Source organism: Saccharibacillus endophyticus (assembly GCF_013185185.1).
Lineage (GTDB): Bacteria > Bacillota > Bacilli > Paenibacillales > Paenibacillaceae > Saccharibacillus > Saccharibacillus endophyticus.
On the sequence record NZ_JAAZWE010000001.1, the window covers coordinates 1,114,124 to 1,133,701 of the forward strand.

20 protein-coding genes and 1 riboswitch are annotated in these 19,578 nt (G+C 52.7%); of the genes, 3 read left to right on the forward strand and 17 right to left on the reverse strand.

Going from position 1 to position 19,578, the window contains the following annotated elements:
- Positions 1-61: 61 nt before the first annotated feature.
- From cmk to HRQ63_RS05020, 4 genes are all read right to left on the reverse strand, one after another.
- Positions 62-757 carry a (d)CMP kinase gene (gene cmk, locus HRQ63_RS05005; RefSeq protein WP_172239969.1) on the reverse strand — a complete coding sequence of 232 codons (696 nt, stop codon included), beginning with the start codon at positions 755-757 and terminating at the stop codon, positions 62-64.
- A 185-nt stretch (positions 758-942) separates the two neighbouring features.
- Complete coding sequence (locus tag HRQ63_RS05010; RefSeq protein WP_172239972.1) at positions 943-1,584, reverse strand: flagellar brake protein; 642 nt, start codon at positions 1,582-1,584, stop codon at positions 943-945.
- A gap of 213 nt (positions 1,585-1,797) precedes the next feature.
- Positions 1,798-2,547 carry a glutamic-type intramembrane protease PrsW gene (gene prsW, locus HRQ63_RS05015; RefSeq protein ID WP_172239975.1) on the reverse strand — a complete coding sequence of 250 codons (750 nt, stop codon included), beginning with the start codon at positions 2,545-2,547 and terminating at the stop codon, positions 1,798-1,800.
- Between the two features lie 107 nt (positions 2,548-2,654).
- Entirely contained in the window at positions 2,655-3,266 is a 612-nt protein-coding gene (locus HRQ63_RS05020) for a genetic competence negative regulator (RefSeq protein WP_172239978.1), read from the reverse strand.
- Positions 3,267-3,627: 361 nt separating this feature from the next.
- On the opposite strand from HRQ63_RS05020, the gene HRQ63_RS05025 reads away from it, so the two are divergent.
- A complete protein-coding gene (locus tag HRQ63_RS05025) occupies positions 3,628-4,590 on the forward strand; it encodes a polysaccharide deacetylase family protein (protein ID WP_172239981.1) in 963 nt (320 codons plus the stop codon).
- 63 nt (positions 4,591-4,653) lie between these two features.
- Here HRQ63_RS05025 and HRQ63_RS05030 read toward each other — a convergent pair whose 3' ends face one another.
- The 3 genes from HRQ63_RS05030 to HRQ63_RS05040 are packed head-to-tail and all read right to left on the reverse strand — an operon-like array spanning position 4,654 to position 6,502.
- The gene (locus tag HRQ63_RS05030) at positions 4,654-5,484 is read right to left on the reverse strand and encodes a metallophosphoesterase (RefSeq protein WP_229714103.1); all 831 of its coding nucleotides are present in this window, start codon (positions 5,482-5,484) and stop codon (positions 4,654-4,656) included.
- A complete protein-coding gene (locus tag HRQ63_RS05035; RefSeq protein WP_172239987.1) occupies positions 5,481-5,915 on the reverse strand; it encodes a hypothetical protein in 435 nt (144 codons plus the stop codon). The genes HRQ63_RS05030 and HRQ63_RS05035 overlap by 4 nt, the downstream gene beginning before the upstream one ends.
- The gene (locus HRQ63_RS05040) at positions 5,912-6,502 is read right to left on the reverse strand and encodes a CPBP family intramembrane glutamic endopeptidase (RefSeq protein ID WP_172239990.1); all 591 of its coding nucleotides are present in this window, start codon (positions 6,500-6,502) and stop codon (positions 5,912-5,914) included. The genes HRQ63_RS05035 and HRQ63_RS05040 overlap by 4 nt, the downstream gene beginning before the upstream one ends.
- A 785-nt stretch (positions 6,503-7,287) precedes the next feature.
- Here HRQ63_RS05040 and serA point away from each other — a divergent pair.
- Positions 7,288-8,874 carry a phosphoglycerate dehydrogenase gene (gene serA / locus HRQ63_RS05045; protein WP_172239993.1) on the forward strand — a complete coding sequence of 529 codons (1,587 nt, stop codon included), beginning with the start codon at positions 7,288-7,290 and terminating at the stop codon, positions 8,872-8,874.
- Between the two features lie 78 nt (positions 8,875-8,952).
- Here the strand turns inward: serA and glpK are convergent, their stop codons facing one another.
- The 9 genes from glpK to ribE all read right to left on the reverse strand — a co-directional run bounded on the left by glpK (position 8,953) and on the right by ribE (position 17,757).
- Positions 8,953-10,455 (reverse strand): glycerol kinase GlpK, encoded by a 1,503-nt coding sequence (gene glpK / locus HRQ63_RS05050; protein ID WP_172240641.1) that lies wholly within the window; start codon positions 10,453-10,455, stop codon positions 8,953-8,955.
- Positions 10,456-10,551: 96 nt separating this feature from the next.
- Positions 10,552-12,006 carry a HAMP domain-containing sensor histidine kinase gene (locus HRQ63_RS05055; RefSeq protein ID WP_172239995.1) on the reverse strand — a complete coding sequence of 485 codons (1,455 nt, stop codon included), beginning with the start codon at positions 12,004-12,006 and terminating at the stop codon, positions 10,552-10,554.
- A gap of 1 nt (position 12,007) precedes the next feature.
- Positions 12,008-12,724, reverse strand: a complete 717-nt coding sequence (locus HRQ63_RS05060) for a response regulator transcription factor (RefSeq protein WP_037289300.1) — start codon at positions 12,722-12,724, stop codon at positions 12,008-12,010.
- Between the two features lie 108 nt (positions 12,725-12,832).
- The gene (locus HRQ63_RS05065; RefSeq protein ID WP_172239998.1) at positions 12,833-13,564 is read right to left on the reverse strand and encodes a pseudouridine synthase; all 732 of its coding nucleotides are present in this window, start codon (positions 13,562-13,564) and stop codon (positions 12,833-12,835) included.
- Between the two features lie 210 nt (positions 13,565-13,774).
- Complete coding sequence (gene scpB / locus HRQ63_RS05070; protein ID WP_172240001.1) at positions 13,775-14,434, reverse strand: SMC-Scp complex subunit ScpB; 660 nt, start codon at positions 14,432-14,434, stop codon at positions 13,775-13,777.
- On the reverse strand, positions 14,403-15,194 hold the full coding sequence (locus HRQ63_RS05075) for a segregation and condensation protein A (RefSeq protein WP_172240004.1): 792 nt from the start codon (positions 15,192-15,194) through the stop codon (positions 14,403-14,405). Before HRQ63_RS05075 ends, scpB begins: the two co-directional genes overlap by 32 nt.
- A gap of 31 nt (positions 15,195-15,225) precedes the next feature.
- The gene (ribH, locus tag HRQ63_RS05080; protein WP_172240007.1) at positions 15,226-15,696 is read right to left on the reverse strand and encodes a 6,7-dimethyl-8-ribityllumazine synthase; all 471 of its coding nucleotides are present in this window, start codon (positions 15,694-15,696) and stop codon (positions 15,226-15,228) included.
- 59 nt (positions 15,697-15,755) lie between these two features.
- Complete coding sequence (locus tag HRQ63_RS05085; RefSeq protein WP_172240010.1) at positions 15,756-17,069, reverse strand: bifunctional 3,4-dihydroxy-2-butanone-4-phosphate synthase/GTP cyclohydrolase II; 1,314 nt, start codon at positions 17,067-17,069, stop codon at positions 15,756-15,758.
- Between the two features lie 22 nt (positions 17,070-17,091).
- Positions 17,092-17,757 carry a riboflavin synthase gene (gene ribE / locus HRQ63_RS05090; protein ID WP_172240013.1) on the reverse strand — a complete coding sequence of 222 codons (666 nt, stop codon included), beginning with the start codon at positions 17,755-17,757 and terminating at the stop codon, positions 17,092-17,094.
- Between the two features lie 353 nt (positions 17,758-18,110).
- Positions 18,111-18,277, reverse strand: a riboswitch (FMN riboswitch).
- 445 nt (positions 18,278-18,722) lie between these two features.
- On the opposite strand from ribE, the gene HRQ63_RS05095 reads away from it, so the two are divergent.
- Positions 18,723-19,133 (forward strand): DUF3221 domain-containing protein, encoded by a 411-nt coding sequence (locus tag HRQ63_RS05095; protein WP_172240016.1) that lies wholly within the window; start codon positions 18,723-18,725, stop codon positions 19,131-19,133.
- Positions 19,134-19,233: 100 nt separating this feature from the next.
- Here the strand turns inward: HRQ63_RS05095 and HRQ63_RS05100 are convergent, their stop codons facing one another.
- Entirely contained in the window at positions 19,234-19,500 is a 267-nt protein-coding gene (locus HRQ63_RS05100) for a hypothetical protein (RefSeq protein WP_037289310.1), read from the reverse strand.
- Positions 19,501-19,578: the final 78 nt, after the last annotated feature.

A 19,578-nucleotide genomic window follows, 5' to 3' on the forward strand; every position in this document is an offset into this window, starting at 1 on the left:
ATTTAAACCCGCGGTGCGCAGAGTTCAAAACAATATTGCTTCAACCGCCTTCATTTCGTTCTTATCGAACGATCTTCCGATCGGCTTGGTGCACGATCGCTTCGGCCACCTCATCGATGGTCATGCTCGTCGTATCCAGCACCATCGCGTCGTCCGCACATACCAGCGGCGACACTTCGCGATTACGATCCAACTCGTCGCGCTGCGAAATTTCCTGTTCAAGCTGTTCAAGCGTAATGGCTTCGGACTCCGGCATTTCCCGATATCGTCTTCTTGCCCGCTCCTCAACGGTGGCGGTCATGAAGATTTTCACTTCCGCATCGGGAAGTACGGTGGTTCCGATATCGCGTCCATCCATAACGACACCTTTACGCAAAGCCATTTGCCGCTGTGAAGCTGATAGCTTCGCACGCAGCCCCTCGATTTGCGCATATCGTGAAACCGTCCGATTGACTGCGAGAGACCGAATTTCGTCCGTTACGTCTTGGCCCGAAAGCCAAACGCGCTGGCCGTCGTCTCCGGGAACCAACTCGATGTCAAGCGCCTCAAGGCGTTCGAGAACCGAAATCTCGTCTTCCGCCTCGATGCCGTGCTTCAGCATGTCCCATGTCACGGCCCGGTACATGGCACCCGTATCCACGTATACATAGGAAAGCTTTGCGGCGACCTTACGCGCGACCGTGCTCTTCCCTGCTCCCGCAGGTCCGTCGATCGCGATGTTGATTCTGAACTCCCGTTCCCCGTTCAAACTGGACAAGGGGCCATTCCTCCTCAAAGCCGTCTATCCGACAAACAAATAGACTTCTCAATCAATAAAAAAGCAGGCTGGGCCTGCGACAATAAAATTATAGCACAAGGATGTTTAATTTGCAAAACGTCAGCAAACGAAAGCAAAAAAACGCGACTCCTTTTCAAAAAACATCGAATCAAATCCGACTGGAATTACCGATTTCGAAAATCAAGCTGACGTTCGAAGCAGTAACGAATGACCTTTTGGCGTTCGGTATCCGCAATCTGACTGAAATGCACGCTTACCGTATTCAGACCCGTACCCGGTTCCTTAACCCGAAGCACTTCGCCGCTGAATCGGACATGATCGATGCTTCCGCTTTTGAACGCAAGCAAAATCCAGCCATCGACCTCTTGATTCATATGAAGATCGTGTTCATTAGGTGAAGTAAAAGATAAGCCGCCGCCGCTCAAATCGGAAGTGATCGCCGTAAAATGAAACTTCGGCGCCAACACGGCGATTTCCACTTTTGCGGGAACCCGCAAGTAATGCCTCCGTTGAATCTTCGATATTTCTTCCGGTAAGGGCTTGCTGATCCGCATCAAAGGAATCGAATCATCATGATAACCCAGTACGTGCGAGGTAAAATAATATTTGACTCCGTCTTCCGTCATATGGTGGACCGACAATTCCTCGCCAAGGCGAAGTCGGCTCATCCGACCTCCGCGCATCGGAATTTCAACCAGCAAGGATTGTTCTTCGATCTCCGAAATTCGGGAACGGTGCTCATTTTCAAGTTTGGCTTCCATGGATACGGGCTGCATAAACAGCATATCGTTTGTTTTTGGATACATTTTTTGATCGCCCGCCTTTAATATGCTTGCCGTTCGGCTGTTCGCCGCGGTATCAGGCCCTGCTTGGCCGTCGGCTTCGTTAGTATAGCATGGAAAAATATGCTTGTGAGCCTAATATCCCAAAAAAACAAAAGAAAGCCCGGCTTCTAGGCTATTCCCAAACCTGAAGCGGACTTTGAATGGATTTTCAATTATAAAACTAGTACTTTCGCATCAGGCTTTTTTCTTTTCGGATATGGATGTACGAGAAGAAGTCGGCTTTTGCATCGTTCGGTCGAAAGGCTCTTCCTTTTTCAAAAAACGGAAAGGGGAACGATTATTGGCCTTGACGACCTTGTCCATCCCTCCATACCACATCAATGCCATGAACGGAATGATGTACCAGAGCCAGTAATGACCGGATAGGTTCAAAATGATGTCGTAGACGCCGTGCCAGAGTAGAGGCATCAAGAGTGACAGCAAAAGGAATTTTTTGCGTTGGGAAGGATTGGCGAATTTCGCCCTCCCCATATAATAGCCCATTACGACGCCGAACATCGCATGACCCGATACCGGAAGCAATCCACGCAGCAGCAGCGCACCGAAGGAAGCCTTGAGTTGAAAAGCATACATAATGTTTTCAAGCGTGGCGAATCCGAGCGCTACGGCTACCGCGTATAAGATTCCGTCATAAGGTTCGTCAAACTCGGTATGATTATAGATAAAATGGAATAAAACAAACCACTTAAACGCTTCTTCCACGCCTGACGATATGCCAAAAGCAAACAAATACGGGTTATCGCCAAAAGCTCGCAAAAGGCCTTGTTGCACAATCGTAATCGGCAGCACGACCAAAAAGCCGAGCAAAAACATCCGCACCACCATGTGCAAAGGCTCCGCGTCATACTTGTCTTTGAGGTAAAAGTAAAAGAGCAGCGCTACCCCAGGCGTAACGGCCGCGACTAAAATGGTGAGAACGAACAATGCTTCCTCCTTTCCCGCCTGCTTATGGCGAATGTACAGGTATCGATTTCATGCCAAAACGGAAACGGCCGTCCCGGCAATCGGGACGGCGGCGTTTCGTTCGGGTATCAGGCCCGGCGGTCAAAGTGCGTGCAAATCTGGGCAACTGCCCGATCTGCCATGACCGTCTTACCATATTCCTGAAGCACGGCCGGTGTCACTGACGAGGAACCGCCGAATTCGGCAAGCACCGCCACCAGAGAGTCGTGCAGCGAATCGTCGAAATCCTCCGCGGAAAAATGCAGGAACCAGGCGTTATTATAATGGTAAAGCGAACCGTTCTCGGTTACTCGTTCACGCAGTACGTGAGCGGCTTCGATCAAAGGATCGATATCGTGGAAGGAGTAAACGATCGTATCGTTTGCCTCCATGGTCACTTCCATTTCATAAACTTCATCCGGCATTTCTTCGTCTCCCGGTTCCGAATGGAGCGGATCGTATTTCCCTTTGGTTACGACCACGACCATTCCTTGAGCAGGAAGAGCGAATACTTCGACAGCCAAAGGACCCGTCGCGTCAAACCCCAGCTCGGAATAGGCTTGATCCATCATCTCGGTAAACAGCTCGTGGACTCTCGGAATCTCCTGCCACATATCTTCTCGCTGAATACCACGTTCATTGAGATCATCGGACGTAAGGAAGATGCGAATTTTATCCTGACTTAATCGTTCAATTTTCATGACAGGACCCTCCTTTTGGAGTGAATTTTGTTGAAAAGGCATCCCATGATCGGCATGTCTTCCGCGCTGTCATCCGTACACCAAGCACGAAGCGCCGGCTCCTGGAGACACAGCACTTGCGGCGTCGGCCCGAAAGCAACTTCGAAAAACTCGCCAGTTGGTTGTGTTTTATATATATAACCACATATTTATGTTATCACTTCTTTCCGCTAAATGCACGCCCGGAAATCAAAACCCATGAAAGGTTTCAGGTTGAAACGAAAAGGTTACAATCCCGTTATGTGCCGCAAAGCTCCTGGCACTTATGCTAGACTTTGAAAGGGTTACATAAATGGATGACAGAAAGCGAGATGGATGACAGATGTGGAAAAAGACGGCCATGGTCTGGCTGGCTGCCGGCCTCGTGCTCGGCGCCTGCGGGAGCACTGCCGAAGAAGCGGGAACAAGCAACACGGAACAAACCGCAAATGCAACCGACACACAGACGACCGGGAATGTTACGGAAAACAGCGAGTCACAGACTACGGAAGATCCAAGTAGTCCGACCGAAGAAACAGAGAGCGTAAATAGCGGCGAGAACACGGATGCGGAAGCCGAAAAAGGCGCGGATGCGGAAAACGAAGAAACAGACGCCGAGAAAGCTGATGATTCGAGCGAAGACCCGGCCGCGGCTTCCGAAGAGATTGCGATCGAATATCATATGAACGCAAACTATGACATCGTTCCCAACGAAGGGACAGACGTCCCGAAAAAAGTGGTGTTGTTGACATTCGATGACGGCCCCAAAGAAGCCGATATGATCAACAGCTTGATCGATACGCTTGACAAGCACAACGCCAAAGCGATTTTCTTCGTTAACGGCTACCGCGTCAAAGCCAATCCCGATCTGCTTAAGCTGATTCATGACCGGGGCGGAATCATCGGCAATCACAGCTACGACCATATCATCTTGAAAAAGGAAAGCGACGCCGAAATCAAAAAACAAATGGAAGACACGCAAGCCATCGTTGAAGAAACGATCGGCGAAGCGCCTCACTTCTTCCGCCCGCCAAACGGTGCCGGCAATGATTACACGCGCGTCGTGGCCGCAGACAATAATATGCTGCATATGAACTGGTCCGTCGGTTCGCTCGACTGGGTCAATCAGAATGATTCCCAGGCCGTGATCGACAACGTCTTCGATCAGCTTCATTCGGGCAGCAACATTTTGATGCACGAGCTTCCTTGGACCGTTGAAGCTTTGGACGACTTGCTGACGCAGCTTGAAGCCAAAGGGTACTCGTTCGTAGACCCTAGAGCAATCGATACGACCAAACAGCCTTAATCCGAAAAGCAAGCAAGCCGTCCCCGCAATGGGGACGGCTTTTTCCATCTCTGCTCATTCCGTTTACTTTTGCAACGGCGGCGAACTGCGCAGCGTAATCAAATGGGTCTCGGCCGGTGAGCCCAGACGCAACGGAAAATGGCTTGTGCCGATTCCCCGCGTGATACGCAGTCCCGTCATGCCGCCGTCTTCGGAATCGATAAAGTGCGTGCCATCCAGATAGGTCTTGTAAAACGGCTTTGACGCCGCCGGACCGACTAACGGAAGACTGATTTGTCCGCCGTGGGTATGGCCCGCAAAAGCGTAGTTAGCCGAGATCCGACGCAGCGCCACCACCCACTTGGGATCGTGCATCAGCACGATCACGCAATCGTCGCGGCGAATGCGCGGATCTCCGCGCCACATGCCTGCGGGACCCAAATCATCGATTCCGGCGAGCCAAATCGTGCTTCCCCCGCGATGGAGCGGAACGTTTTTGCTGCCGAGCGGCTTGACCCCGCAGTCTTCAAGCAATCGATCCAGCTTCTCCATGTTCGGCATATAGGCTTCGTAGTCGTGATTCCCGTAGACGGCATATGCCGGTCCCAGATCGCGCAGCATGCGCATATTGGCGCGCGTACGCTCTTCAGGCACGCCGCGATCGGTCAAATCCCCGGCAATCCAAACGATATCCGCTTTGCCTTTCAATGCGGCAATCTCCGCTTCGGGCAAAGCCCGACGGTGAATATCCGCGATGAAATACACGCGATAGCCGTCGAAGGCTGCGGGCAATCCCGGAATGTGCACGTCTTCGTGCACGACGCGGAAAGCCATCGCCTCCTTCACCATATGTACGCCCAGGCCGGCAGCGGCGCCCGCCGCTGCTGCCAGAGCTTGTTTCCAACCAAATTTCATTGCCACGGCAATTTCACTCCTGTCGCCTGGGTTCCCCACCATAGCAGCGTCCCGAGCAGTATTAGAAACAGCAAGATCAGCGTTTCGTAAAACCATTTGGTCAGCCGAATCCGGCCCGACGGATACAACACGCTGCGCGGCGGAAGTTCTTCCTCCGGCTCCGTCTCGTTCACGCCGGACGCTGCAGCAGTTTCCCTTAACCTAGGACGCTCTGAGACACGCGAGGCCGCAGACAACCTTACCGAAGGCGTCTGGGGAACTGGCTCTGGCGATACGGCCCCTTTACGATTCTCGGGAACCGAAAGCCTCAATACGGTCGTATCCGACAGTTTCCTCTGATTATCCTGCCACTCCTGCTTGAACGACGGGCGCTTGCGGCGCTTCTTCCTTGTGCTCGGATGCCGATCCATGCGGCTTAAACGTTCGCTCATTGTTCCTTTTGTTCCCTCCGTTTAATCATGATGCCCGAAATAAAATCAATCAAAAAATGACAAACGATCGGTGCCCACAACGTGCCGGACTGCAAGTAAATCCAGCCCAATCCGTAACTGCTGGCAAACACCCATGCCGTCGGCAGCCAATGCCGCAAATAACGGATATGGATGACTGCGAAAAGAATACTTGTCCAGTAGAGGCCAAGATGATACTGAAGCGCTCCCCGGAACAATAACTCTTCGCAAATCGATACAATCGCCGCAATCGCGAAAATATGCCATATCGGGCGATTGCGAAATAATAGGGCATTGATCCCGCCGTCGTCCATATCTTCTTCGCGGCCCCAAAGCGTCATCAAAAAGTCGATCAAAAACATGACGACAGCCAATCCAAGTCCCCAATAGAGGAACGTCGGACTTTCCGGCAGAACCAGTAACTCCAAAGGATTTCGACCCTGCAGCAGTATCCAAACCGTGCCGACCAGCAGAGTTAACCCTTGGGTTAAATAAAGATTGATCAGCAATAACCGATCCGTAAGCTGCACCTGAGCCCGCCTGCTTTTGTTCTTCTTTTTATTTGTCATGGTTTTGTTCCTTAGTACCTGCAATTTAGAAAGCGGATTTCTAATCAAATGATAACGAAAAGAATAGACGTAATCAAGTTCTACCCCAGGAGATAGCCCTTTTCTCCCCCTAGGCAGAAGACCTCCCAATCCGGAATTCAGGCATTCGAAAATACGTACGCATTCCGTCATTATATCTTTAATGATCGGAATTCGGTCTTCATTTATCGATAGAAAACGAATTTTCCGGTTTTATCATTCGTAAAATCCGAATTTGTTTTACCCGTTGACACTCCGTGTAACCTTGTGTTAAAGTATGAAAAAATTAACCTGAGCGAAACGCTTTGAAGGAGAACGAACGGACCCGTACATTTCAGAGAGCCGGTGGTTGGTGCGAACCGGTATGGCGATCCGTTCCCGAGCGCTCCCGAGCGTCTGTCCGATTCCGCATCTTGCGGCGTAGGCGCAGCCGGTGTCACGCCGTTACCGTGAAGGGTCGGATTTTCCGACCCGCTAAGGCCGCAGCCTGCAAAGGTTCGGCGAATTAGGGTGGCACCGCGAGACTCTCGTCCCTTTACCGTACTATCGGTATGAGGACGGGAGTCTTTTTTTGTGGAAGCATTTTGCGAGCCGCCTCTTTTGCTCAGACCCGTCCTCTGCTACAGCAACGCGTCTTTCCGTTATTGCAATATTGTAATCGGTAGAATAGTTGGTTTTTCGGACGTTCCGCAGGCGCGGACCGGTTCCTTGAACATATTGGCTTGACTTGCAATGTACAGCGTACCGAATAAGGGAGGAAAATGACGATGTTTAAAGTATTGGTATCCGATCCGATCAGCGATTTGGGAATTCAGCAACTGGCGGAAGCCGCAGATGTGCAAGTGGACAAAAAGACGGGGCTTTCCGAGTCCGAATTAATCGAAATTATCGGCGAGTATGACGCACTCCTCGTGCGCAGCCAAACCAAAGTAACCGAAGCGATCATGACCGCGGGCACACGGCTTAAAGTCGTAGGCCGCGCAGGCGTAGGCGTCGACAACATCGACCTTCCGGCCGCAACCGGACGCGGGATTATCGTCATCAACGCTCCGGACGGCAACACGATTACGACCTGTGAACATGCTTTTGCCATGATGATGGCACTGGCTCGTCATATTCCTCAAGCTTATGCCAAAACAGTCGGCGGCGAGTGGGATCGCAAATTCCTCGGCGTTGAACTGCGCAACAAAAAGCTGGGCGTGCTCGGCATGGGTCGGATCGGCAGCGAAGTGGCCAAGCGTGCCAAAGCGTTCGGAATGGATATTCTCGGCTACGATCCGTTCCTGACCGAAGAACGCGCGGAAAAACAAGGCGTGAAGCTTTCCAGCGTTGACGATATCGTCAAAAACGCAGACTTCATTACCGTTCATACCCCATTGACGCCGGAAACTAAACATATGATTTCGACGGCTCAATTCGCGGTCATGAAAAAAGGCATGCGTATCATCAACTGTGCCCGCGGCGGCGTCGTGGACGAAGCGGCGCTCGTCGAAGCGATTGATCAAGGAATCGTGGCCGGCGCGGCGTTTGACGTATTCGAACAAGAACCGCCGGCTCCGGATCACCCGTTCCTGAACAACCCTAAAATCATCGTTACGCCTCACTTGGGCGCTTCGACCGTCGAAGCCCAAGAGAACGTTGCGATCGACGTATCCGAGCAAGTGCTGCATATTTTGCGCGACGAGCCGTTCAAAAACGCCGTCAATATGCCGCCTGTGGCCAGCAGCGTCATGAATAAGCTGCAACCGTACTTCTCGATCGGCGAAAAGCTCGGCAGCTTCGCTTCCCAATTGACTACGGCAGCCGTGAAATCGATTCGTATCGAATATGCCGGCGAATTGTCGGAAGTCGATGTGCAGCCGCTGACCCGTTACATTATCAAAGGCGTGCTCTCCCGTCATCTGGGCAGTGAAGTCAACATCGTCAACTCGCTGCATTTGGCCAAAATCCGTGATTTGAATATTCAGGTGAACAGCTCGTCCACGACAAAAGGCTTCACGAACCTGATTACCGTTACGCTTGTCGAGCAAGACGACCAACAGCGTTCGGTATCCGGTACGCTGCTGTACGGTTACGGCGAACGGATCGTTCAAGTCAACGAATTCCCGATCGACTCTGCGCCGGACAGCCACCTGCTGCTGATCTCCCACAATGACCAACCGGGCATCATCGGCAGCATGGGTACGCTGCTCGGCGGCAACGACGTCAATATCGCGACGATGCAGGTGGGACGGAAAGTCGTCGGCGGCGAAGCGGTTATGCTGCTAAGCGTGGATAAAGAAGTACCGAAAAACGTACTGACTGAACTTGTGGGTCTTCCCGCAATCAACTCGGCTCAGGAAATTACGCTTTAAATTCACCGGAAGTCCGCTCGATATTCTTAAAAAAGAAGCTGTCCGCAGGCCTTACGGCGCGTACAGCTTCTTTTTCATTTAAGCCTCCGGCTTTTCCCAGCCGCGAGTCCGCTCGATCGCATTCTGCCAACGGCGATATCGCTTCTCCCGCTGCTCTGCCTCCATCTCCGGTCGGAAATGGGCCGCGGGCGGGTTGAACGAACGAAATTGATCCCGCTCCCAAAGCCCGCAATGCAAACCTGCCAGCATGGCTGCACCGAGCGCCGTCGTTTCCGTTTGTCCGGTACGCACGACCTCCAACCCCAGAATGTCCGCCTGAAATTGCATCAGAATGTTATTGCGTACAGCGCCGCCATCCACGCGCAATTCGCGAAGCGGAATGCGGGAGTCCTTTTCCATCGCGTTCATGACGTCCCGCGTTTGCAAAGCGAGAGACTCCAACGTGGCACGGGCGATGTGCCCGGGCTGCGTTCCGCGTGTCAGCCCGAATATGGCTCCCCGCGCATACATGTCCCAATAAGGCGCACCCAGCCCTGTAAATGCCGGCACGATCACCACGCCGCCGGAATCCTCGACGCTTGCTGCCAATTGTTCGGATTCTGTAGGGTCTTCGATCAAATTCAGGCCGTCTTTTAACCATTCAACCGCCGCTCCGGCAACGAACACGCTGCCTTCCAGCGCATAATGCAATTCGTCACGCCAACCCCAGGCGATGGTAGATAATAGGCCGTGCGTGGAGCTTACGCGCTCGCTGCCTGTATTCAACAAGATAAAACAACCTGTTCCGTACGTGTTTTTGGCATGACCCGCTTCTACGCAAGCATGGCCGAACAAAGCAGCCTGTTGATCGCCGAGTACGGAAGCAATAGGAATTTCGACGCCGCCAAACCATTCCGGAAGCGTCTTGCCGAAATCAGCTCCGGACATCAAGACGGCGGGAAGCATCGAAGCGGGAATATTCAACTCTGAAAGTAATTTTTCGTCCCATGTTAGTCGACCGATATCGAACAGCATCGTACGCGACGCGTTAGTCACGTCGGTGACATGAGAACGTCCGCCGGTCAGCTTCCAGATTAACCACGTGTCGACGGTTCCTGCCAGCAATTCTCCGGCCTCTGCCCGCTCGCGCGCGCCCGGAATATGTTCCAGCATCCAGGCTATCTTAGTCGCCGAAAAATAGGCATCCACCACTAATCCCGTCGTTTCGCGGATATAAGGCTCCAGTCCTTTTTTCTTCAAGTCCTCGCAGATTGACGCTGTACGGCGGTCTTGCCAAACGATCGCCGGACCGATCGGTCGTCCCGTATCCCGATCCCATACCAGGGTCGTCTCCCGCTGGTTGGTAATCCCGATCGAAGCAATCTGCCCAGGCCCAACACCTGAAGTTGATAACGCTTCCCTAGCCGCTTCGAGCTGACTTTCCCAAATTTCATCCGGATCATGCTCGACTTCGCCGGGGTTTGGGAAACTCTGCGCGAAGGTCCGCTGCCCGATCGCCACCGGACGCGCCTCCTCATCGAAGAGGATTGCCCGAGAACTGGTAGTTCCCTGATCCAAAGCCAATATATAAGTACCGTTCATCATGCCCATCCTTTCCGTGATAAAGAAAACATGCCGGAATTGCTCCAGCATGTTCATTGTCGAACCTGTTCTTTCGATTCGGATATCGCAGCGATTTTATAGGCTTCGACCGTTTTTGGGAAGGATCACGCGGAATTTGGTTCCTTCTCCGACCACGCTTTCCACCTGAATGCGTCCACCGTGCGCATCCACAATGTTTTTGACAATGGCAAGACCCAGCCCCGTTCCGCTCGAAGCCGCTCTCGTTCTTGCTTTATCGGCTTTGTAGAAACGCTCGAAAATATAAGGGACGTCTTCAGCCGGGATTCCGTGACCTTCGTCAGCCACATAGATCGTCAAAGCATCCCCGTCGGTAATCGTAGGCTTGACCGCAATCGTAACCTTGCGTCCGGACGGCGTATGGCGAAAAGCATTATCCAGCAGATTGGTGACCACTTGTTCCAAACGATCTTCGTCCGCCTGTTCCAGCACCAAGTCTTCTTCTTCTCGTTCCAAACTGAAGTCCAGCTCGTCTTCCTTGGCACGAACAGCGAATTTGCGATAGACTCGTTCCACCAACTCGCCGATATCGACGCGCTCACGCGAAATGTCGGTGTGCCCTGCTTCCATTCGCGCCAAGTCCAACAGATCCTTGACCAGACGACCCATTCGCAACGATTCGTCGTGAATGACATGCAGCAGTTCGCCCTGCTCCTCCGGCGAATCCGCAAATCCGTCAAGCAGAGCTTCGCTGTATCCTTGCATCATGGATAACGGGGTACGAATTTCGTGCGAGACGTTGGCGACAAAATCCTTGCGCATCTTTTCCATATTCATGGCTTCAGTCACATCGCGCAGAACGGCAACAGCCCCCCGAACCTCATTGTCGAGGAATAACGGCGCCATATTGACGGCCCATACGCTTTGCCTGACGAGAACATTGGCGCTTCGGTCTTCGAGCGTCGTTCTGACCTGATCGAATAGCGGATATAGCGGCTCGGGAATCCGGGAAGAGGAGACTGCGACCGCTTCCCGTTCTTCCTCCCAACTGATCGCTTTCCAATCTTCAAGCAAGCGTTGGCCCGCAGGATTGGTCAGCTGCACCTCTCCCTCGCGGTTAAAGGTAATCATGGCATCGCTCATGCTGCGCAGTACGCCTGCCAATTGTTCCTTTTCAATGTTCAGGTCACGGATATTTTCTTCCAGCCTCGCTGCCATTAGGTTAAAAGTGCTTGCCAGCTCGCCGATCTCGTCATGAGCTTCAACATGGACTCTTGTTCCGTAGTCCCCTTGACGCACGGAGTCCGCGGCATCGATCAGTTGACGCATCGGCTGCGTAATTTTTTTCAGCAAAAAAAGCGCAAACACGGTCGTCATGGAGAATCCAACGATTCCCACGTAGATCAGCATGCGCTTGACGGCCGCAGAATTGGCGAAGGTAATATCGACGTACGGAATCAGAAAAAAACCAAGAGTCAGCAGCACGCAGGCGACGAGCGCAATGATCGTCAGCCAGAGCTTGCCGACCAATGTTCGCCATAGCGTGCCTACTCCTTCTCTCCAGCCTGCCATCTTACTTCGGAACCTCAAGTTTATAACCGACGCCCCATACCGTGGTAATCATGGACGCCGAGTCCGGAGAGACTTTGTTCAGCTTCTCGCGCAGACGTTTGACATGCGTATCGACGGTGCGCAAATCGCCGAAGAACTCGTAATTCCACACATCCTTCAGCAATTCCTCGCGCGAAAATACTTTATCCGGAGAAACGGCCAGATAGTGCAGCAGCTCGTATTCTTTCGGCGTCAGACTTACTTCATGGCCTCCGGCCAAAACGCGGTGCGCGTCATGCTCGATCGTCAGATGCGGGAATACGATGTTGTTGCTTGTACCGCTTTCCTTCGTCAGATAAGCCGTTGCCGAAGAACGACGCAGAATCGCCTTCACCCGGTAGATGACTTCGCGCGGACTGAACGGTTTGACGACATAATCGTCGGCGCCGACTTCGAAGCCTTGAACGCGGTTCACTTCTTCGCCTTTGGCAGTCAGCATCAACACCGGGGTCGATTTGACTTGGCGCAAACGTGCACAGACCTCTACTCCGTCGATGCCCGGCAGCATCACGTCGAGAATAACGAGCGTGTAGTCGCCCTCGGTCGCTTTTTGCAAAGCAGTCTCTCCGTCTTCCGCCTCATCGATTTCATAGCCTTCTTTTTCCAAGTACATACGAAGCAGACGCCGGATTCTCTCTTCGTCGTCCACCACGAGAATTCGCTCTTTTTGATCAGCCACGCTGCAACAATCCTTTCGTCTACGGCATGCCGGGGATGGCGGATCTGTCCCGCTGCGGCACACCCGATCAAGATCCGTTCTATTTAAAATGAAGCCTTAGTACTTGTCTCAGTCGTTCTTTTTATCCAGAAGCTGTCTGAGCTCGTTAATCTCGCTCTTAGTCAGAGGTCGATGCAAACCGCGCTTCAGGTTCTGCAAATACAGATTGCCCATCGCGATACGTTTCAGACGCTTAACCGGGTGCGAGATCGCATCGAACATCCGGCGAACCTGACGGTTCTTGCCTTCATAAATGGTGATCCGGATCGTAGCCTGCTTTTTCGCCTGATCCACGTCGTAATAATCAAGATCGGCCGGAGCGGTCATCCCGTCTTCGAGCTGGATGCCTTTTCGCAGCTTTTCCAAGGAGTCTCCGTGCGGAATGCCTTCCACGGTTGCCAGATAAGTCTTCGGCACGTGATGGCTCGGGTGCGTCAGCAATTGCGCCAATTCCCCGTCGTTGGTCAGCAGCAGAAGTCCTTCCGAATCGTAATCCAAACGGCCGACCGGATACACGCGTTCCTTGATTCCTTTGATGTAATCGGTTACGACCTTGCGGCCTTCCGGGTCGGTTGCGCTCGTAATGACGCCCTTCGGCTTATTAAGCATCAGATAAAGCTTTTGTTGTGCCTTGATTGCCCGTCCGCTGACCGTAATCTCGTCGGCGTCCGGATCGGCTTTGGTTCCGAGCGTCGTTACGACTTCGCCGTTAACCTCAACCTTGCCCGCCAAAATGAGCTCCTCGCATTTCCGTCTCGAAGCCACGCCTGCCTGGGCCAAAATTTTCTGTAATCGTTCCATAGTCATCCAGTCACCTCATCTTTCATCATACCCATACCTACGTAAAATCACAAGCGCAAACGATCCATGTTTTCACGGATTCGCCATGTTTTGGCGAAACACGGTCACGACAAGTGAAGCGGTTATGGCGGTTAACATATTGAGGCCCTCCCCCTGTGCGGGGAAAGGCCTCAATGACATCCTCAGTTCCATTAGACTAGCGCACGCCTATCACTGCTCGTCTTGGTGAAACCCTTCTTCTAAACGATCTGCAAGCTCGCCTTCTTCTGAAGGAAGTTCTTCCTTATCCGTCAATGCAGCAGAATCCGCACTTCCGAACAACAACCGCTCTTCCTCTTCCGAGATGACCATTGCTTCGAAAGCAGACGCATCCGGTAATTCTTCCAGCCCGCCCAATCCGAAATGATCAAGAAACGGCTTCGTTGTCCCGTACAAGATCGGTCTTCCGATCGCATCGGCGCGACCCGTCTCTACAATCAAATTCTTATTGGTAAGGGTATGAATCGCCCTCTCGGACTTCACGCCCCGAATCTCTTCGATCTCGATCCGCGTAATCGGCTGGCGATAAGCCACGATAGCCAACGTCTCCAGCGCCGCCTGCGACAAGGTCGCCCGGGACGGCGAGTACGCCAAGCGTTCGAAGTATTCCGAATGCTCGGGCAGCGTTGTCAAATGGTAGGCTCCCGCCAACTTGGTGACGCGCACGCCGCGAAGCGACTTGCGCAGATCGCGCTGCAAACTTTCGACTGCTTTTTGTGCTTCACTCGGCTTGCTTTCCGTAATTTCGGCAATCTGCCTTACGGTCAAGCCTTCATCTCCCGCCAAAAACAGGAGTCCTTCAATAATCGACTTCAACGTCTGCAAATCCATTTGACGCCGTTTCCCCTCTCCACTCCATTACGATGTCGTCGAACAGCCGATCCTGATAGCAGCTCACCTGCTTCATCTTCATCAGTTCGAGTACGGCGAGGAACGTCACGACGATCTCCTGTCTGTACATTCGCTCGTTCAACACGCTAGAAAATAATATTCGCCCACCCGGTCCCGCGCCGCGCAGCGCTCCTTCGAGTTCCCGCATCCGATCCCTGACCGAAATCTCGTCGCGGCGTATCCGGGTTACGACCGGTTTGCGATCCGCCCGCGCAAGCGCGCGCTGAAGTGCCGATACCAGATCGTCCACATGCAAGCCTTCCAGCGGATTCAATGCTTCTTCCGGCAGGAAAGGGGCCAGATCGTCCGGCTCACGGATATAAATGCGACCGCGCTCATGCTCCTTTTCGTGCAGCAGGCCGGCAATGCTTTTATACTTCCGATATTCGGTCAACCTGCGTATCAGGTCTTCCCGCGGATCGGGTTCTTCCTCTTCGTAGAAATCATATTCATCCATATCCATGACCGGAGGTTTGGGCAGCAGCAGTTTGCTCTTGATCGAGAGCAGCGTCGCCGCCATCACGAGAAATTCGCTCGTCACTTCCAGCTCAAGCTCCTGCATGCTGCGCAGGTACTCCATGTATTGCCCCGTAATCTCGTTGATGGAGATCTGCTGAATATCGATCTCCGCCTTGTCGATCAAGTGCAACAGCAGGTCGAGCGGACCTTCGAACGTTTCCAGTTTATAAAGTACAGTCAAGCCGTTTCCCCTCCGCCTGTATTGCGAACGGTCAGCCTTCGAATTGACGGCTCAGGCTGGCCATTTCAAGCGCGGCAAGCGCCGAATCCCAGCCTTTGTTGCCGGCTTTGGTTCCCGCACGCTCGATCGCCTGTTCGATATTTTCGGTGGTGACGAGGCCGAAGATCGTCGGAACGCCCGTTTTCAAATTGATCGCGGACACGCCCTTCGCCACTTCGTTGCAGACATAATCGTAATGCGTCGTCGAACCGCGAATCACGGTACCCAGCGTAATGACCGCGTCGTACTTGCCGCTTTCCGCCATTTTCTGCGCGATCAACGGAATCTCGAACGCGCCCGGAACCCAGGCTACGTCCACGTCGTCATCCTCCGCGCCGTGACGCTTGAGCGCGTCCAATGCGCCCGTCAGCAGCTTCGACGTGATGAACTCGTTAAAACGTCCTACGACGATCCCGAACTTATATCCCTGCGATACCAAGTGTCCTTCGAATACATTTGCCATTTGTCATCAACCATCCTTTGTCTATTGTATACCAGATTGACCGGTTTGTAGCCTTCGTTTTACAAATTTCTTGACTTGATTTCACGATCCGCCGCAAGCATCGCTTCGTTCTGCTCCAACGGTTCCAATTCTCCCGCCGTCGCTCCGGCAGCGGATTGACCTTCGCCGAAATTCATCAGATGCCCCAACTTGGACTGCTTGGCGTGCAAATACCCGCTGTTGTCGATATTCTCCGGCATCTGGATCGGCACGCGTTCCGTCATCTCCAGGCCGTGTCCTTGCAAGCCTTTGATCTTGCGAGGGTTGTTGGTCAGCAGACGGATTTTGCGCACGCCGAGATCGCTTAGAATTTGCGCGCCGATGCCGTACTCGCGCAGGTCCGCCGCGAAACCGAGCGCCAAATTCGCGTCGACGGTATCCAATCCTTCTTCTTGAAGCTTATACGCTTTGAGCTTGTTGATCAGCCCGATCCCGCGGCCTTCCTGGCGCATATACAGCAGCACGCCGCTGCCTTCCGCCTCGATCTGCCGCATCGCCGCGTCGAACTGCGGTCCGCAATCGCAGCGATGGGAATGGAAAACGTCGCCGGTCAGGCATTCGGAATGCACGCGGACCAGAACGGGGTGCTCCGGATCGATCTCTCCTTTGACCAATGCGATATGCTCCTTGTCGTCGATCTTGTTGCTGTACGCGACGGCGCGGAATTCGCCGAAGTCCGTCGGCAGCCGCACTTCGACTTCGCGCCGGACCAATTGTTCTTTTTCGCTGCGGTAATGGATCAAGTCCTTGATGCTGATCAGTTTCATGCCCCACTTTTTCGCAAGTTGGACAAGATCGGGCAAACGCGCCATCGAACCGTCTTCCTTGATGACTTCGCAGATCACGCCCGCCGGTTCCGCGCCGCTGAGCCGTGCCAGGTCGACCGCCGCTTCGGTATGACCGGCACGCCGCAGCACGCCGCCGTCTTTGGCGATCAGCGGGAACATATGGCCGGGGCGACGGAAGTCGTCGGCCGTCGTATCCGAACTTATGATCGCTTGAGCCGTTATGGCCCGTTCATGCGCCGAGATGCCGGTCGTCGTTTTGACGTGGTCGACCGATACCGTGAACGCCGTACCGTGGAAATCCGTATTGCGCGCCGTCATCGGTTCAAGCTCCAGCTTGGCCGCCCGTTCGCGCGTAATCGGCAGGCAGACGAGCCCGCGCCCTTCCGTAATCATGAAGTTGATGACCTCCGGCGTTACCCGATCGGCCAAAGCGATAAAGTCGCCTTCGTTCTCCCGATCTTCGTCGTCGACGACCAATACGATCTTGCCGGCTTTGAGGTCGGCCAGCGCGTCGTCGATGGGATCGAATGCAAACCGTTCATCCATCTTGATTCCTCCTTCGTTTTTCTCAAGCAAAACCGTGACGGGATAAAAAGCTTTCGTCGATCGCGGAGAAAGTTTTGGCTTGCGCATGATCCGCTTTTCCGAAACCGAGCAGATGCTCGACGTATTTGCCTAAAATATCGCACTCGACGTTAACGGAGCTTCCGGCTTTTTTTTGCGCCAATGCCGTCTCGCCGAGGGTATGCGGAATGATCGATACGCCGAAATGTCCGTTCTCCGCATGCGTTACGGTCAAGCTGATCCCGTCGATCGCGATCGAACCTTTGCCGATCACATAACGCATCATGTGCGGATCGTCGGCTTTGAACGTGAACAGTACCGCATTCTGATCCCGCTCGATCGAGACGATCTGCGCCGTACCGTCGACATGCCCTTGCACGATATGTCCGCCGAAGCGCCCGTTTGCAGCCAATGCCCGTTCCAGATTGACAGGACTTCCGCTGCCCAGCGTACTCAGGTTGCTGCTGCGGTAGGTTTGCGGCATCACGTCAACGGTAAACGAATCGCGTTCGTAACTGGTTACGGTCAAACAAACCCCGTTCACCGAGATACTGTCACCGATCGCGACGTTTTCCAGCACTTTCTTCGCGCCCAGAGTCAGCACCATCGCTTCTCCCCGACGGTCCGCGCGCCTGAGACTGCCTACTTCTTCGACCAGTCCGGTAAACATGGCTCTCCTCCTTTTCTTCTCTTTTGGGTATAAAAAGGCCCCGCTATTTGGACAAACGTCCAAAGGCGGGGCCTGGGATTGAAAAGCGAAAGTTGACGTATTTGCCGAAAATTCGGATTGCAAACCAAACAGAAAGCTCCGATGCGGAGTTCTGTGTTTGCTTCTGCCTCAGTGTCGGAAAGGACGTTTACGCATCTATGTGAAAAAACATACGAATAGCTTTTGACAAATGTCTACAGCAAATCCGCCGTGATTCATTTTAGACGCGACGCGCTTCCTTATACGTATGCCTGAAAAAACCAAAGGATATTGGCATGTTTACAGACGTACCTACGGCAAATACGACGGTTCGTTTTCTCTTTCTCCCATCCAGACTTTAACTGTCGGTCCTGGAATTGCACCAGGTCAGCCGAGCGGCTTCCATGCAAGAAACCGTTCGGGTCACGGACTTCGGTCTTTTTACGCAAAATAAAAGATCGTCACCGCCGGTGGGGAATTTCGCCCCGCCCCGAAAGAGTGTTTTATTGTAGCACTAGGTGAGTTACCGAAGTACGGTATTCGTTATGATGGTAGCACGGCTGAAAAAGAATTGCAATGACGGGGAGAGGAACATGTTTATAGGATACTTAAGTATCCTCAAATTGCCCTCGAAAGTTACGGTAGCGCGGGAAGCGAGAAGACTGCGAGATAAATTGCCAGCATACGCTTCCGAAGTGCATTTCTTCGAAATGCTTCACAATTCGCTGTCTCACTTGGAAAACGGGATTGAAATTTAAGATGTAGTTTTCCAAGTTCAAAGGCGTCAACATGATGCTGAATGTCACCGCAGGTTTTCTTCGAAATCCTGTATTTCACTGAATTTCTCTCTCCGTCTTCTCGCCTCCAGTTACGTTTGACTTTCTCGACAATCTGAGGTTGCATAAGTATCAGCTTTAAAATGTTTAATCTTTTTAAGGAGCGGTGGCATGAAAGCTTTTTGTTTGAGCGGGATTTTGTTGTTGGGAGTCGTTTGCGGTTGTTCGGCGGAAACGGAGACAAGAATTGAGGTAGAACGGCAATTGACAGAAAGCGCAGGAAATTCCGGCGTGGTTATAGACAAGCAGGATGGGCGCGTTCTGTTGGTTGGTAGTGCGGAGAAACAGGATATTTTGAATGGCGCTATCGATACCCTATTGGTCGAAAATAACGAAAATGCAATCTGGGTCCGTATTCCGGGCGATGATTATTCATTGGTTACCAAAGGAGATATCATTCGGTATTTCGGAAAAGGAGTCACCGCGGTTGATGCTTCTTTTCCCGCGCAAACGGAAGCCGCTCGGATCGAAATACGGACGCCGGCTGACTGGTCTGAAAAAGAACGCGCGCTGTTGGAATGATTTGGACAATGAATAAAGAGGCTGTCTATCAAGCTATGCCGTTAGCTTGATAGACAGCCTCTTTTTTATTTGCGGCAAGCGCCTTAACCGAAATCCGGAATCAACGTTTCTTTTTCCGATTTTGGTTCGACTTCGGTGCTGCCGAGCCGCCTTTGTTATGCGGATTTCGCTTGACGCTAGGCGTTGGAGCGGGCGGCGCCGATCTGAATTTGTGCTTTTTCCCGGAATACCAAAATCCCCAGGCACAGATGACGAGGATCATGAACGGATACATGGCGGTACCGTTAGGCCATGGGAGAACGAGCAGCATGAGAAGCGCGATAACGAAGAAAATGGCGTAGCCGACTTGAAAAATACGATGCATCATGGGATAAAGCTCCTTTTTCGGGTGTGTTCGGATGTGCGAAACGTAGTTAAGTTAACTATACACTATCTGTTTCGAAAA